Raw genomic sequence first — 16077 nt, 5'->3', positions numbered from 1 at the left:
TCGAATGCACCGGTCTTGAAAACCGGCAGGGGTTTATAGCCCCTCTAGGGTTCAAATCCCTATCTCTCCACCATTATATTAAAGCCCGCTTATTAGCGGGCTTTTTTGTGTCTAATTTTCGCTATACCTAACCTCAAAACCAAGTATATTTAGTTAAAAAATACGACCATAGTCTCTATTTATAAGCTACAGCGCTTAGGGCATGCTAAGAAATAAGATTTATGCTTGTGTATTTAAGGTTCTTACTATGAAACATCAACTTGCTAAAAGCGTCGCACTTTCATTATTATCTCCTGTTTTAATCGGCAGTATGCTAGGAATATATTACGCATTGACTATGCGTGGTGATGCGGTGTCTATCTTTTTAGGGCTGTTGATGACGGCCATTGCTAATGCCCACATTGTAGGGTTAACAATGGCTGCGTTTGTGGTGCCAGGCTACTTACTTATGTTTAAGTATTCTAAGGTGAATTATTCTGGGGTATTAACACTTGGCTTACTGGGTGGCGCTATTTTTAGCTATCTGCTTAGTGCGACTACTGGCGAGATATTTTTAATCAATAGTGTGATGTCGGGATTTGCTGCAGGACTGTTTTTATGTGGCTTGCGTAAATCGGTACAAAGCTAATTGCAGAATATTTAATCAAGTGTGTCGTAAAACTATGTAATTTCCTTTTTTTTACCCGCAAAAGGTTTCAATTTTTAGTGACAAAGAGTACCTTTAGCTACTGTATGTTTAATAAGAAGTAGTTTGGTATGCAAAAGCACGATTTTTACCAGTCATTAGTTAAGCAAACTGAATCGCTGATAGGCGGTGAATCAAACATAATTGCCAATATGGCAAATATTAGCGCGCTGTTATTTACCTCTTTAGAAGATGTGAATTGGGCGGGCTTTTATTTTATGGATTCACCAACTGAATTGGTACTTGGTCCATTTCAAGGCAATCCAGCTTGTATTCGTATTCCGGTAGGAAAAGGGGTATGTGGCACTGCTGCGGCAACCAAGCAAACCCAATTAATTTCAGATGTGCATGCGTTTGACGGTCATATAGCCTGTGATGCGGCGTCAAATTCTGAAATAGTTGTACCTATCATGAAAAATGGCTGTGTATTTGCGGTACTTGATATAGATAGCCCAAGTATTGGCCGATTTGATACTGATGATCAAGCAGGGCTTGAAGCACTTGTAAAATGCTTAGAGGCTAGCCTGTAATGAAAGATTTGCTAAATGTTCAAGATTACCTATTCGCCGTTCAAGATGTAGGTGATTGGGAAGGTGAAGAAGAACATGTAGCGGAAACGCTCAATACTTTGATTCACATAGCCTGGGATCGTCTACCTGATGATTTAGACTGTGATTCAATTGATGAAATTATAAATGGTATTTGGGAACATTTACGTGGTGATATGGCTGTGATTGAAACTGACTTTGAAGAGTTAGTTGATTGGAGCATCCACTATGTTGATTCTGCCCTTGATGAAAAGATGTGATTAAATAGGTTCTAAAATGGAAACCACAAACAAGCTAAAAGATATTAATGAAGTATTGGAGTTCTTATACCAAGAATTTCCACAATGTTTTAAACAAAAAGAAGGCATTCAGCCGCTTAAAGTAGGTATCTTTAAAGATATCGCTGAGCGTATTGAAGGGTCTGAAAAAGTTAGTAAAACACAAGTACGCCAAGCACTTAGAAAATACACATCTAACTGGCGTTATCTTGAAGCGGTTACTAAATCTGAGTTCCGTATTGATCTTGACGGAAATAAAGGCGAGAAAGTTGAGCAAGAGCATATCGACCACGCACAAAAAGCGTTGGAAGAAAGCCGTGCTAAAATGGCAAAGCGCAAAAAGCAGCAACGTCCACGTCAAGACTCAGATGCAAAATCTTTTAAGAAGAAGCCAGCGCATTCAGCTAAAAATCCATCAGCTGCAGCAAAACCTGCCAAAACCGCTGCGCCTAAGCGTTCAGGAAAAGTTGAACCTTTACCTGCAGGCGAGGTCAAGGTTAATAACAAGGTTAAAGTTAAACTTGGCCAAGCACTTGTTAATGCAGTAATCACTGAAGTAAACAAAGACGATGTTCACGTTGAACTAGTGACAGGTATGCAAGTAAAAACCAAAGCCGACAGCTTATACATTATTTAAGTTGCGAAAAAAATTAAGGAGTTGTGTATGAGTAAAAAGTTTACGCTCATTCCGTTAGTTGCTGCGCTGTTTTCAGGTTCGTTATTTGCTGCAGTAGAACCGGTAACATTAGAAGACTTACCCTTGTTAAAACAAGAAAGTCAGCACGGTACAGCCAGCAAACGAGTGGCTAATCTATTTACTCGTTCACATTACACACCCGTTCGATTTAACGATGAGCTTTCGAGTAAAGTATTTGATCGTTACATCGAATCCCTTGATTTTAATAAAAGCGTGTTTTTAAAAAGCGATATAGACTCATTTGAACAATATCGTAACCGTTTTGATAACGCGCTTCTTAGCGGTCAGTTAGGGTTTACGTTTGATATTTTCAACTTAAGCCTTAAACGCCGTTTTGAACGTTATGAATTTTCACTGTCACTACTTGAAAACGAAATGACGTTTGACGAAGAAGATGAATATTTTTATGACCGCGAAGATTCACCGTGGGCAATTACCCAAGCTGAGCTTGATGAAATTTGGCGCGAACGGGTAAAATATGATGCACTGCGTTTAAAAATGACTGGCAAAGATTGGCCAGGCATTAAAGAGGTGTTGACTAAGCGCTATAAAAACGCAGAAAAACGCCTTGTTCAGTCAAAATCTGAAGACGCATTTCAAATTGTAATGAACTCGCTAGCACGCAGTATTGAAGCGCATACTTCATACTTGTCACCTCGACGTGCTGAACAATTTAAAATGGACATGGACTTAGAGCTTGAGGGGATTGGCGCAGTATTAACGCCTGATGAAGACTACACGGTTATTCGTAGTCTAGTTCCAGGAGGCCCTGCAGACAAATCTGAGCAGATTAAAGCCGATGATCGCATTATTGGTGTGGCTCAAGAGGGCGAAGAGTTTGTTGATGTTATTGGTTGGCGTTTAGATGACGTGGTTGATCTTATAAAAGGGCCTAAAGGCACTAAAGTACGTTTACAATATTTAAAGGGTGCTGATGCTCACGGTACGCCAAAGGTAGTTGAGATTACCCGTGATAAAATTCGTCTGGAAGACCGAGCAGCAAAATCAGAAGTATTTGAAGCCAGCTATTCGGATCTAACCAGTAAGATTGGAGTAATTGAAATCCCTGGCTTTTACAACAACCTTTCTAAAGATGTAAAAGTAGAACTTGCTAAATTAAAAGAGCAAAAAGTTGACGGTATTATTATAGACCTACGTCAAAATGGCGGTGGTTCGCTATATGAAGCGACGCAATTGTCAGGCTTGTTTTTTGATCAAGGCCCAGTGGTACAAATTCATACATTAAATAATCGCATTGAAGAGCAAAAAGACCGTGATGGCATTACCTATTACGATGGCCCACTGACGGTACTTGTTGATAGATACAGCGCGTCTGCATCTGAAATATTTGCAGCGGCAATGCAAGACTATGGCCGCGCAGTTATCATAGGTGAACAAACCTTTGGTAAAGGTACTGTGCAGCAGCATAAAGGCCTCGCACGCGCTTATGATTTATACGATAACCCGCTAGGCAGTGTGCAATACACCATTGCTAAGTTTTACCGTATCAACGGCGGCAGTACGCAGCATAAAGGTGTGATCCCAGATATTACATTCCCATCTGCCATTGACCCAGCTGAGTGGGGCGAAAGCAAACAAGACAATGCATTGCCATGGGATAGCATAGTAAAAGCACAGTATAAACAAATAGGGCGTTTAGATCCGGTCATTAGTCATCTTGAAAAACAACATGATGAGCGAATTAAAACAGAGCCTGAATTTAATTATGTATTTGAAGATATTACCCGTTACAACGAAGAAAAAGATCGTAAAACGATTTCTTTAGTTGAGAAAAAACGTATTAAAGAAAAAGAAGAAAATGAGGCACGTGCATTAGCTCGTACTAACGAGCGTTTAAAACGTTTAGGTAAAGAGCCAGTAGAAAACCTTGACGATGTACCAGAGGTGATTGAAAAGCTCGACCCATTCCTTGAAGAAGCGGCACTAATAACGCAAGATTATATCAGATACGGTCGTATGGCTAAGCGCTAATTAAGGCTTTGCTCGTTAAAAAAAGGCGCTTAGGCGCCTTTTTTACTATCGATAATTTGCTAAATTGTTATAATCGCGGATTACCAAAAGTTGAGCTAGATCAACACTGCTCAATAAATGCGCGTACGTGCTAATAAAAATAATCAACATGCATCGAATGTGTGTAGGAGTCTATATTTTGAAGCCCATTGAACAAAAACCACTTAAAAGTGCCACACTTTTTGATGCACTCATTCCAATTGCTGTATTAATTTGTTTGTTAGGTGCCGCCGTGTACTTATTTGGCGATGATTCATCATCAGGCCCTAATCAAATTGCATTACTGTTTGCAACTTTTGCTGCAGCACTGATTGGTTTAAAAAATGGCTACACATGGAAAAAATTAGAAGATGCAATGATTGAGGGAATTACCTTGTCTCTTAGCGCTATTTTAATTTTACTCATGGTGGGGGCACTTATCGGAACATGGTTATTATCAGGAACGGTTCCGACCTTAATTTATTACGGCTTACAAATTATCAACCCTAGCTGGTTTTACGCCGCGAGTTGTTTAATTTGTGGCATTGTAGCAATGAGTATTGGTAGTTCGTGGACCACGGCAGCGACCATAGGTGTCGCATTACTTGGCGTTGCTTCTGGACTTGGCCTAGAGCCGACAGTTACCGCCGGTGCAGTTATATCAGGCGCTTACTTTGGCGACAAGCTTAGCCCATTGTCAGAAACAACTAATTTAGCACCGGCTGTTGCTGGCGCTGATTTATTTGAACACATTCACCATATGTTATGGACAACAGTTCCAAGCTTTGTGATTGCATTAATCATTTTTATATTTATGGGCTTCAATGCCACCGCGGCAGGCGAGTCGGGTCAAATTGATGAAATAACATCAATTCTTCAACAAAACTTTAATATTGGTTTAGAAATGTTGGTGCCTTTAATTGTGTTACTAGTCTTAGCAATAAGAAAAATGCCAGCGTTTCCGGCTATTTCTATTGGCGCTGTAATAGGGGCTGTATGGGCATTGTTATTTCAATCTGATTTAATTGCTAACCAAATAGATATGACTCAAGGCGAGTTTGTTGGTTACTTTAAACTGGTTTGGACCACCTTTTTTGACGGTTTTACTATTAGTACCGGTGATGAAAAAATGAACTCGTTGCTCAGTGGCGGTGGCATGTCAGGCATGCTAACAACCACATGGTTGATCATGACGGCACTTATGTTTGGTGCGATTATGGAAAAAACGGGTCTACTTGATATATTTGTTAAAAGTATTCTTAAAATCGCAAAAAGTACCGGTTCATTAATTGCTTCAACTATTGCTACTTGTATTGGTACCAATATTATCGCAGCAGATCAGTATATTGCTATTGTTGTACCCGGGCGTATGTTTAAAGAAGAATATAAAAAGCGCGGGTTAAAGCCGGTTAATTTGTCACGCACACTAGAAGATGGTGGCACAATTACCAGCCCGCTCATACCATGGAATACCTGTGGTGCGTATATGCAAAGTGTCCTATTAATCAATCCGTTTGATTATGCACTTTATGCATTTTTCAACCTTATAAATCCTTTCTTAGCCGTTATTTATGCTTACTTAGGTATTAAGATACTGCGTATCAAGCCTAAGCAAACGGCTTAATTTAAGTAGCTCCTTTTATCACTAAAAGGAGCTATTTTTTTGGAGTGATCATGACTGAACTACAAAAACCTCAAGCAGAATATTTAAAAGACTATAAAGCCCCCGATTTTTCAATCGAGCATACTGAGCTGACTTTCGACTTACAGCCATTAACGACTCAAGTAAATGCTTTATTAACGCTTAAACGCGTGGGTGATTCAAATGCCCCCCTGGTATTAGATGGCATCGACTTAACCCTGATCTCTTTATCGATTGACGGTGCAGAGCTCACAGATTATAAAATTATAAATCAGCAATTAATCATTAATAATCTGCCTGATGAATGTCAGCTAAGCATAGTGACGCAAACTTCACCGCAAACAAACACATCACTTGAGGGATTGTACTTATCGGGAGGCGCTTATTGTACTCAATGTGAAGCGCAAGGGTTTAGAAAAATAACCTACTACATGGATCGTCCTGATGTACTTTCAACTTTTGATGTCACTATTATTGCCGATACGGCATTCCCGCATTTACTCTCTAATGGTAACCAAGTAGACAGTGGCGAAACGCAAGATGGGCGTCATTTTGTAAAATGGCAAGATCCGTTCAAAAAGCCAAGTTATTTGTTTGCTTTAGTGGCAGGGGACTTTGATGTTTTACACGATAAATATACAACTCGCAGTGGTAAAGACGTCACCTTAGCGTTATTTGTTGATAAAGGAAATTTACCAAAAACAGAGCATGCTATGACGTCGCTTAAAAAAGCGATGGCTTGGGATGAGTCACGTTTTAATTTAGAGTATGACCTTGATATTTATATGATTGTAGCCGTTGATTTTTTCAATATGGGAGCAATGGAAAATAAAGGGTTAAACATTTTCAACAGCAAATGTGTACTGGCAAATCAAGAAACGGCAACTGATAAAGATTACCACACCATTGAGTCTATTGTTGGCCACGAGTACTTTCATAACTGGACCGGAAATCGTGTAACTTGTCGTGATTGGTTTCAGCTATCTTTAAAAGAAGGTTTAACGGTATTTAGAGATCAAGAGTTTAGCAGTGATTTAGGCTCTCGTGCGCTAAATAGAATTGACGCGGTAAAAGTGATGCGCACTCATCAATTTAGCGAAGATGCCGGCCCAATGGCACACCCAATACGCCCAGAAAAAGTCATCGAAATGAATAATTTTTACACCGTTACTGTGTATGATAAAGGGGCTGAAGTTATTCGTATGATGCATACATTGTTGGGTGAGGAAAACTTCCAAAAAGGCATGACACTGTATTTTCAGCGTCATGATGGCCAAGCGGTTACCTGCGATGATTTTGTTGCGGCAATGAGTGATGCATCATCAATTGATTTATCACAATTTAAGCGTTGGTATAATCAGTGTGGTACACCCCGTTTAAACGTCACCAAAGCGTATGATGAAAGTGCGCAAATCTTCACGCTCACTATAGAGCAACTTGCGCCACTGAATCAGCCTGATAATGCGATGTTACATATTCCTTTTGCGATTGAACTTTTAGATCAGCAAGGCCAAAGCATTGCATTGCAATACCAAGGTAAAAAGGTTGATAGCGTATTAAATGTTACTCAAGCTAAACAAACATTTCATTTTGATAATATTGAACACAGTCCAACTGCCGTATTGCTAGAAGATTTTTCAGCACCGTGTATTTTGAATCAACAGATCACTGAAGCTGATTTATTACATATTATGCGTTTTGCACGCAGTGACTTTTCACGCTGGGATGCACAACAACAATTGTTTATTAATGCACTCAAGGCAAACGTTATTTCAGCTAGTAATGCACCACTAAGCGATGCCGTTATTGATGCACTTAGGGTGCTAATATCGCAACGAGAGGGTGATTTAACGCTGATTGCTGAGCTGTTAAAACTGCCTAGTTTTGATACTTTAGCTGCGGAGTTTGACGTTATCCCAGTTGATGACATTATTGCCAATATTGAGCTATTCGAACAACAAATTGCCAAACAACTATATACTGAGTTTTTAAGTTGTTATCAGGCAATCACCGATGATGGTAGTGTGAGTGCCCAAGCGGTGGCTATTCGTGCTTTAAAACAACTTTGCTTGCACTATTTAGCTAAAACAGACAGTGCTGAGGCGGCAAGCTTAATTGAGCAGGCAGCAGCATCAACAAATATGACTAATGTACTTGGCGCACTGAGCAGTGTGGTTAAAGCTGCGCACCCATTATCAAATAAATTACTCGCGCACTTTGACAGCCAATGGCGCCATGATGTGCTAGTAATGGATAAATGGTTTGCTCTACAAGCAATGAACAGCGCTGATGATGCCATTGAGAAAATTAAGGCCTTGTATACACATCCATGTTTTGATTTTTCAAATCCGAATCGAGTTCGTGCATTAGTGGGGAGTTTTTCGCACTTTAATACCGCACAATTTCATCGCTTAGATGGTCAAGGTTATACATTACTTGGCGATTTATTAATTAAGCTTAATGCGATTAACCCGCAAAATGCATCACGTATGTTAACGCCGTTTATGTCATGGCGCCGTTATGATGAAACCCGTGCCAGTGCAATGAAAGCGCAATTAGAGCGCCTTTCGAATTTAGAAGGGTTAAGCGATGATTTATTTGAAAAGGTTGAAAAAGCCTTACAATAAATGATGATAGAACATTATTTTTATATAAATTTGGGCTATAACGAGTGCATGGATTATTACCATGGCCGGTATAGCTCTATTCAAGTAACAGCTGATAGCGGCAAAACAATTCGTTTTGCTGCGCATTATCTTCGGCCCTTCATGTCTAGTTTAGGTATTCGTGGTCGGTTTAGACTTATTTTAAGTAATGAAAACAAGTTCATCCGTCTCGAACGAGTAGCCTAGCTGTTGTTTTTTGTGATATAGATATACATAAATATTGCCTTTTTGTTAATTTCGATTTGTTCTATTGTTAATTTACGTGTATAAATTATCTGGTATGACGTCTTACCAATACGTAAACGTTAAACAAATAAAAAACTTATAACTGATTGAAGGCGACCATTTGTAATTTGTTTAATTCGCTTCTATCGTTACGATTACACTAAAAACAATAACTTGATCACACAAAAAATACCCGCGACAGGGGGGAACCAAAATGATAAGAAGATCGCTTTTTGTTAAAAATAAAATAGTACTCGGCTTAACAGCTGCGGCTATCGGTTTATCAGCAGCACAGACACAGGCTGCAACATTTGAGGTAGGCGGTTTTGATATCGCTTTCGACTCTACTTTTTCTTATGGGCAAAGTATTCGCGTAGAAGACCGTGACTTTAACCTTATTGGTAAAAGTAATAACCCATCATTTGATTGGACTGGCTATAACCCAGCAATCAATACAATTTATTCATCTCAAGATGTCTGGGCTCAACCGGGCTCTTACTCAAATAATGGTGATGCAGGCGATTTAAACTTTGATAGCGGCGAAACTTTTTCAAAGCTATTAAAAGGCACGCATGACCTATCAATAAGTAAAGATAACTACGGCTTATTTACTCGTTTTATGTATTTTTATGATTTTGAATTAATGGACGGCGATCGTGCCTACGTTAATCCAACATCTGGTCAGGGTGTAGATCCGTGTGATGATGATGATACTAAAGAGCAAAGCTGTGCTGACATTCGTTTACTTGATGCGTATGTGTGGGCAAACTTTGATTTAAATGAAGGCAAAAACCCGCTTTCTATTCGAGTTGGTCAACAAGTGGTTAACTGGGGGGAAAGTACATTAATCTCTCATGGTATTAACGTAAACCCGGTTGATATTGACCGATTAAAAGCACCAGGTGCTGAACTAAAAGAAGCGTTTATACCGGTTGGTATGTTGTGGGCCTCATTAGGGCTTACAGAAAACATGACCTTAGAGGGCTTTTATCAATACCAATGGCATGAAACACGTTTACCTGCAGCAGGGACTTATTTTTCTACCAATGATTTTGCGGCTGAAAACGGTTATCAACAAAATGTACAGCTTGGTTTTACTTCAAACCCTGATATTGACTTAGCGTTTTTAACAGATAATTTGAATAACCTGATGGCAACTTATGGCCAAGTGGCTGCGAGCCAAGGTATTGACCCTTCAAGTGTAGCTGGACAACAATTACTGGCCAATATGTACTTAGCGTACCCAACTAAGGTTGCCCTTAAAGGTAAAGGCTATGATGGAAAAACAGAGCCTGATGATGGCGGTCAATATGGTCTGCGCTTAGGTATGTTTTTGCCAGAGTGGAACGATACAGAAGTGGCACTTTATCATGTAAATTATCACAGCCGCCGTCCACTTATTTCGGGCCGCGTATCTAATTTCACGCAAGCATCATTGCAACAAGATTTAGCCATGATTGCCACCACTGAAATTACCTCTGATAACGTCTCTGACCTAACAGCATTTGCTAAAGCGACAAATGAATACCCTGAAGATATTAAACTATATGGTTTGAGTTTTAATACCTCGCTGGGTGAAACTGCGTTTGCAGGTGAATTCACTTTCCGTGAAGACGAACCACTACAAATCGATGACGTAGAATTACTTTATGCAGCTATGCCTGAGCAATTAGCGATTGCCGGCTTACGCCCTGAATTTGCTGGTATTTCTCAAATGAGTAAAGGTGATGCTGCAAGTGTTGTCGGCCCTGGTGAATTAGCCAAAGGTTACATTGAACGTAATACTTCACAGCTACAGTTTACGGCCACGCATTTATTTGGCCCTTCATTAGGTGCTGATAGCTGGGCAGTTGTCGGTGAAATTGGTGGTGTTCGCATCAACAATATGCCTGAATACGATGAAATACGTTTAAATGTTTCTGGTACTGGTCGAAGCGGTATTATGCAAGGCCCAGGTAGTTCAGACTATTCTGCATTGCATATGGCTTTATCAAATGGTCCTGAGCAAAAATCGTTTGCTACGGCGTCGTCTTGGGGTTATCGCTTAATTGCCAAAGGTGATTACTTTAATATTTACAATGGTATTAACTTCTCACCTCGTTTTGTGTTCTCGCATGATGTTAATGGTAATACGCCTGATCCAATGTTCTTATTTATTGAAGATCGTAAGTCACTAGGTGCTACTATGAGCTTTAATTACCAAAATGCATGGTCTTTAGATGTAAGTTACAACTCATTTTGGGGTGGTGGCGACACCAACACTTTCTCTGACCGAGATTACGTTTCTTTTAACTTAAAATATTCTATCTAGGGGTAACATTATTATGATTAAAAAACCTACCCTCATTGCTACAGCGTTTTGTAGTTTGTTTGCAAGTCACACAGCACTGGCTAAAATTAGTCCAGAAGAAGCTGCGCGTCTAGGTAAAGACCTAAGCCCAATTGGGGCAGAAAAAGCAGCTAATGCAGATGGTTCAATCCCAGCGTGGAACGGCGGTATTACTGCTGCACCAGCAGGTTATGAGCCGGGTATGCACCACTTAGACCCTTACGCAACTGATGAAGTATTGTTTACTATAGATAAAAGCAATATTGATAAGTACAAAGAAAATTTAAGCCCAGGGCAAATAGCATTATTTGAAGCGTACCCAGATACGTTTAAAATGCCTATTTACAAAACACGTCGTTCAGCGTCATACCCACAGTTTGTATACGATGCGACAAAGAAATTTGCTACTACAGCTGAATTAGTTGAAGGTGGTAACGGGATTAAGAACACAGCAATTGGTATTCCATTTCCAATTCCTAAAACAGGTTTAGAAGCAATTTGGAACCATTTACTTCGCTATCGTGGTCAATCAATTGAGCGCTTCGGTGGTCAAGCAGCGCCAACAGCATCGGGGTCGTACAACTATGTTGGCTTTGATGAGCAACTATTAGTTAAATATTCTGATCCAAGTGCAACGCCGGCTGAACTACAAGACTCTAATATTTTGTTTAAGTTTAAACAGCAAGTGACAGAGCCAGCACGTTTGGCAGGTACGGCATTGTTAGTACATGAAACCATGGATCAAATATTAACACCACGTCAAGCGTGGACGTATAATTCAGGTCAGCGTCGTGTTCGTCGTGCACCTAATGTAGCGTATGATGCTCCGGGTACAGCAGCAGATAGCTTACGTACTACCGATGATTTTGACATGTTTAACGGCTCACCAAATCGTTATAACTGGACGCTAAAAGGCAAGCAAGAGCTTTACATCCCATACAATAGCTACAAGCTTCACAGCGATAAGCTAACCTATGATGATATTTTAAAGCCTGGCCACATCAATCCAGAGCATACACGTTATGAAAAACATCGTGTGTGGGTTGTTGAAGCGAACTTAAAAGATGACACGCGCCATATTTATAAAAAACGTGTGTTCTACATTGATGAAGACAGCTGGCAAGTACATGTTACCGATATATACGATAATCGCGACCAACTGTATCGTGTAGCAATGGCTTATGGCCTTAACTACTACGAAGTACCGACTCAGTGGAGTACGCTTGAGGTTTACCACGACCTTAACTCACGTCGCTACTTAGCCATTGGTTTAGATAACCAAGAAAAGATGTATGATTTCTCTCAGTCATTTAATGATAATGAGTTCACATCGAGCGCTTTACGTCGCGCTGGCAGATAGTATAAAAGCAGGCACCTAGTTTCCTAGGTGCCTTTTTTCTTTCACATCGCGTTTGTCTATTAACGCACAGGTTTTCCTCTTTATAACAGACAAACAAATCCTCAGTTCAAGGCGAATTTAATTTATGAAGTATTTGGTTTATGCCAGCCTGATCCTAAGCGGTGCGAGTTTTGCACAAGACGCACCTTTAAGTGCGATTAGCGCGATTAATGCAGATAAAACACTCCTTACCGATATCACACAAACCTCAGCAGGGCTCATTGCTGTGGGTAAACACGGTACGGTTATTAAAAGTGTTGATGGTAACAATTGGCAACAAGCACAATCAGTGCCTACACAAGTATTACTAACGGCGGTTGAATTTACTAATGATTCTCACGGCTGGGCATGTGGACATGACGCCACAATTATAAATACCACCGACGGTGGTGAAAACTGGCAGTTACAACAAGCAAAGCCCTCACTTGATAAACCCTGTTTAGATATTTATTTTAAAGACGATTTACATGGTTATGCCGTGGGCGCCTACGGTATGTTTTATCAAACCAGTGATGGCGGCGAACATTGGCAAAAACGGTTTTTAGATTCACTGTTATTTAGTGAAGATAGAGATTATTTAAATGACTTAAAAGAAACCGATCCCGAAGGGTATGAAATAGAAACTTCGTCTATTTTGCCACATTTTAACCGCATAGAACCGACTAGCACGGGTTTAATGCTAGTGGGAGAGATGGGCTTAATGGCAAAAAGTGATGACGATGGCCAAACTTGGCAACGGATAGATGAAATTTACCCTGGCTCGTTTTTTGGTTTTGCTTCTGAATCATCGCAACAAATCGTCGCGGGACTACGCGGTAATATTTTCGTAAATAAAACCGACAGTGGACAATGGCAGCATTTAGAAAATGACAAAACCGCCACAATTAATAGCATCATTAACTACAACAATAAACAATGGCTATTACTGGCTAATAGCGGTGTTATTTTTCATCTAAAAGATGACGAGCTATCGTATGAGCAATTGGCCGATGGTAAAGCAATACTTGATGGTGTAATTGTTAAAGATAGACTTATCATGGCAACAGAAAATGGCATTAAAGTGAAGGAGTTGACCCCTTAATGCAAGCAATTTTAGATTTCTTAGAAAAAGCGATTTTTAGGCACCGCACAGTAGTACTCATAAGTTTTGTGCTAATTACCTGTTTGTTGGTTTTTAAAGCAACACAGATTCAACTTGATGCGTCATTTAATAAAAATATCCCGCTCAATCATGAATACATGAAGGTATACACTAAACATGAGAAACAGTTTGGTGGTGCAAATAGTATTTTAATTTCCGTATGTGACGACAGCGGAGATATCTTCAATCCTGAATTTTTTACTCAATTAAAAGCAGTGCACGATCAGCTTTATTTTATTCCTGGGGTAAATCGTCCTTTAGTAAATTCTATCTTTTCACCCAGTGCCCGTTTTGTTGAAGTTGTTGAAGACGGCTTTGCTGGGGGCCCTATCATTCCAGCTAACTTTAAAGCAGACAAGCAAGGGTTAGGCGTTGTAAAAGAAAACATTGAAAAGGCAAAAGTAGTGGGTCGTATGATAGCAAGCGATTATTCGTGTGCCATGGTCACCGCCCAACTGTTAGAGACTGATCCGCAAACACAAGAAAAATTAGACACCCTCGCGTTTGCAAAAAAATTAGAAACCGAGATTCGTGAACCTTTAAGTACTAATAATATCAGTATTCATATTATCGGTTTTGCAAAAATGGCTGGCGATATCGCTGAAGGCGCAAAAGGGGTTGTTTTATTTTTTGCCATCGCGATTGCGTTTACATTCGTCATGGTATGGCTGTTTTGTGGCAGCTTGAAACTCACTATTTTACCAATTGTGTGTTCTATTATTGCCGTTATTTGGCAGTTAGGCTTATTGTCTAGTTTAGGCTTTGGCCTTGATCCTATGTCAATTTTAGTTCCTTTTTTAGTCTTTGCAATTGGTGTAAGCCACGGTGTGCAGATGATCAACGCCATTGGTAAAAAAGTCACTGAGGGCAAAACCACCGCCGTGTGTTGTCAATCTAGCTTTAGAGCTTTGCTGGTGCCAGGTGGGATTGCGTTGTTATCAGATACGGTTGGCTTTTTAACACTTTTAACTATAGATATCGGCATCATTCGTGAACTAGCTATTACAGCAAGTTTAGGAGTGGCCGTTATTATATTTACTAACCTTATTTTATTGCCTGTATGGGCATCGTATATGCGTTTTGAAAACAGCATCCATATTCAATCGGGTGATGCCAACAAACCTAATATACTCGATGCAATGCGCGATTTATTAGTTAAAGCAACTGACCCTAAAACAGCAAAAATGATCATAGGTTTAACCTTGGTTTTATTTGCATTAGGGTATTGGCAAGCGGATAAAATGCGTATTGGTGATTTACACGCAGGTGCGCCATCGTTGCACCAAGATGCACGTTATAACCAAGATACCTTTTTAATATCGGACAAATACACCATTTCGTCTGACATTTTAAAAGTGATTGTGGAAGCATACCCTGCGGCCTGTACAGAGCACGATGTAATGGAACGTATATCGCGATTTCAATATAAAGTTGAAAACTTAGCAGGTGTGCAGTCAGCGGTGAGCCTGAGTTCAGTGGCACAATCAGTCAATGCCGGTTACAACGAGGGCAATTTAAAGTGGCAAAGTTTGCCGCGCAATTCTGCCAGCTTAGTGCAATCAACGTCACGTGTAGAAACCAGTACAGGGTTATTAAACGGTGATTGTTCGGTAATGCCGGTGATTATATTTTTAGACGATCACAAAGCACAAACAATTGATAACGTGATTGCAAAAGTAAAACAATTTGCTGATGAAGAGGGCACAGATAAACTTGCCTTTAAATTGGCATCAGGGCCAGTTGGTGTTATGGCAGCAACAAATGAGTCTGTTTCAGCAGCGCAAATACCCATGATGCTCTATGTTTACGGTGCGGTTATTATTTTATGCTTACTTAGTTTTAAGAGTGTAAAAGCTACCATTGCGGTGGTATTACCCTTGTACATAGTATCAACATTGGCACAAGCACTGATGGTGCAGCTTGAGATTGGTCTGACTGTTTCAACGTTACCAGTGATTGCTCTGGGTGTAGGTATTGGTGTTGATTACGGTATTTATATTTTGTCATCGATGATGGGGCAGTTAAAACAAAACGTACCATTGAGTATTGCTTATCGTAATGCATTAGTTGAACGTGGTAGTGCGGTGTTATTTACCGGTATTACATTAGCGATTGGTGTAAGTACGTGGATTTTTTCTGATTTGAAGTTCCAAGTTGATATGGGAATTCTGCTTACCTTCATGTTTTTAGTAAATATGTTGGGCGCAGTGTTACTTTTACCTGCAATTGGCAGCTTGCTCTGGACTGACCAGAAAAAATAAGGTGAATAAATTTGCTCCAAAATGGCCAGTAATGGCCATTTATATCTATATTTTGTGAATAGATGACCAAATAGCTGAAATGCTTAAAATGTTTTCATCGAAAAGGCTGTTTATTAGTTTCAAAAGGGTTAGAATTTAACTGACTCCACGCTAATAAATGGCTGTACAAATACTCTGCTAAACTAGCAGTGATAGA

12 protein-coding genes are annotated in these 16077 nt (G+C 39.9%); all 12 read left to right on the top strand.

Going from position 1 to position 16077, the window contains the following annotated elements; translation table 11 throughout:
* Window positions 1-247 precede the first annotated feature (247 nt).
* Window positions 248-628, top strand: a complete 381-nt coding sequence (locus MTN96_RS04670) for a hypothetical protein (RefSeq protein ID WP_036982550.1) — start codon at window positions 248-250, stop codon at window positions 626-628.
* Between the two features lie 128 nt (window positions 629-756).
* A complete protein-coding gene (locus tag MTN96_RS04665; RefSeq protein WP_036982553.1) occupies window positions 757-1215 on the top strand; it encodes a GAF domain-containing protein in 459 nt (152 codons plus the stop codon).
* Window positions 1215-1493 (top strand): hypothetical protein, encoded by a 279-nt coding sequence (locus MTN96_RS04660; protein ID WP_069439523.1) that lies wholly within the window; start codon window positions 1215-1217, stop codon window positions 1491-1493. The genes MTN96_RS04665 and MTN96_RS04660 overlap by 1 nt, the downstream gene beginning before the upstream one ends.
* 16 nt (window positions 1494-1509) lie before the next feature.
* Window positions 1510-2148 carry an RNA chaperone ProQ gene (gene proQ, locus MTN96_RS04655; RefSeq protein ID WP_069439522.1) on the top strand — a complete coding sequence of 213 codons (639 nt, stop codon included), beginning with the start codon at window positions 1510-1512 and terminating at the stop codon, window positions 2146-2148.
* Window positions 2149-2175: 27 nt separating this feature from the next.
* A complete protein-coding gene (gene prc / locus MTN96_RS04650; RefSeq protein WP_248530827.1) occupies window positions 2176-4200 on the top strand; it encodes a carboxy terminal-processing peptidase in 2025 nt (674 codons plus the stop codon).
* Between the two features lie 157 nt (window positions 4201-4357).
* A complete protein-coding gene (gene nhaC, locus MTN96_RS04645; RefSeq protein ID WP_069439520.1) occupies window positions 4358-5842 on the top strand; it encodes a Na+/H+ antiporter NhaC in 1485 nt (494 codons plus the stop codon).
* A gap of 50 nt (window positions 5843-5892) precedes the next feature.
* A complete protein-coding gene (gene pepN / locus MTN96_RS04640; RefSeq protein ID WP_069439519.1) occupies window positions 5893-8487 on the top strand; it encodes an aminopeptidase N in 2595 nt (864 codons plus the stop codon).
* A gap of 3 nt (window positions 8488-8490) precedes the next feature.
* Complete coding sequence (locus tag MTN96_RS04635; protein WP_081762920.1) at window positions 8491-8712, top strand: DUF2835 family protein; 222 nt, start codon at window positions 8491-8493, stop codon at window positions 8710-8712.
* Between the two features lie 253 nt (window positions 8713-8965).
* Window positions 8966-11062 carry a DUF1302 domain-containing protein gene (locus tag MTN96_RS04630; RefSeq protein WP_069439518.1) on the top strand — a complete coding sequence of 699 codons (2097 nt, stop codon included), beginning with the start codon at window positions 8966-8968 and terminating at the stop codon, window positions 11060-11062.
* 13 nt (window positions 11063-11075) lie between these two features.
* Window positions 11076-12440 (top strand): DUF1329 domain-containing protein, encoded by a 1365-nt coding sequence (locus MTN96_RS04625; RefSeq protein ID WP_008112052.1) that lies wholly within the window; start codon window positions 11076-11078, stop codon window positions 12438-12440.
* A 124-nt stretch (window positions 12441-12564) separates the two neighbouring features.
* A complete protein-coding gene (locus MTN96_RS04620) occupies window positions 12565-13560 on the top strand; it encodes a YCF48-related protein (protein ID WP_248530826.1) in 996 nt (331 codons plus the stop codon).
* The gene (locus MTN96_RS04615) at window positions 13560-15881 is read left to right on the top strand and encodes an RND family transporter (protein WP_248530825.1); all 2322 of its coding nucleotides are present in this window, start codon (window positions 13560-13562) and stop codon (window positions 15879-15881) included. Before MTN96_RS04620 ends, MTN96_RS04615 begins: the two co-directional genes overlap by 1 nt.
* The last annotated feature ends 196 nt before the right edge of the window (window positions 15882-16077 follow it).

It is taken from the genome of Pseudoalteromonas sp. 2CM28B, from assembly GCF_023161935.1.
The sequence above is the reverse complement of the archived record's forward strand: the minus strand, read 5'-3'. Positions and strand labels throughout refer to the sequence as shown.

Excerpts from the sequence above, each read along its gene's own strand:
- MTN96_RS04670 (WP_036982550.1), top strand. The coding sequence starts at position 248 with ATGAAACATCAACTTGCTAAAAGCGTCGCACTTTCATTATTATCTCCT.
- MTN96_RS04665 (WP_036982553.1), top strand. The coding sequence starts at position 757 with ATGCAAAAGCACGATTTTTACCAGTCATTAGTTAAGCAAACTGAATCG.
- MTN96_RS04660 (WP_069439523.1), top strand. The coding sequence starts at position 1,215 with ATGAAAGATTTGCTAAATGTTCAAGATTACCTATTCGCCGTTCAAGAT.
- proQ (WP_069439522.1), top strand. The coding sequence starts at position 1,510 with ATGGAAACCACAAACAAGCTAAAAGATATTAATGAAGTATTGGAGTTC.
- prc (WP_248530827.1), top strand. The coding sequence starts at position 2,176 with ATGAGTAAAAAGTTTACGCTCATTCCGTTAGTTGCTGCGCTGTTTTCA.
- nhaC (WP_069439520.1), top strand. The coding sequence starts at position 4,358 with ATGTGTGTAGGAGTCTATATTTTGAAGCCCATTGAACAAAAACCACTT.
- pepN (WP_069439519.1), top strand. The coding sequence starts at position 5,893 with ATGACTGAACTACAAAAACCTCAAGCAGAATATTTAAAAGACTATAAA.
- MTN96_RS04635 (WP_081762920.1), top strand. The coding sequence starts at position 8,491 with ATGATAGAACATTATTTTTATATAAATTTGGGCTATAACGAGTGCATG.
- MTN96_RS04630 (WP_069439518.1), top strand. The coding sequence starts at position 8,966 with ATGATAAGAAGATCGCTTTTTGTTAAAAATAAAATAGTACTCGGCTTA.
- MTN96_RS04625 (WP_008112052.1), top strand. The coding sequence starts at position 11,076 with ATGATTAAAAAACCTACCCTCATTGCTACAGCGTTTTGTAGTTTGTTT.
- MTN96_RS04620 (WP_248530826.1), top strand. The coding sequence starts at position 12,565 with ATGAAGTATTTGGTTTATGCCAGCCTGATCCTAAGCGGTGCGAGTTTT.
- MTN96_RS04615 (WP_248530825.1), top strand. The coding sequence starts at position 13,560 with ATGCAAGCAATTTTAGATTTCTTAGAAAAAGCGATTTTTAGGCACCGC.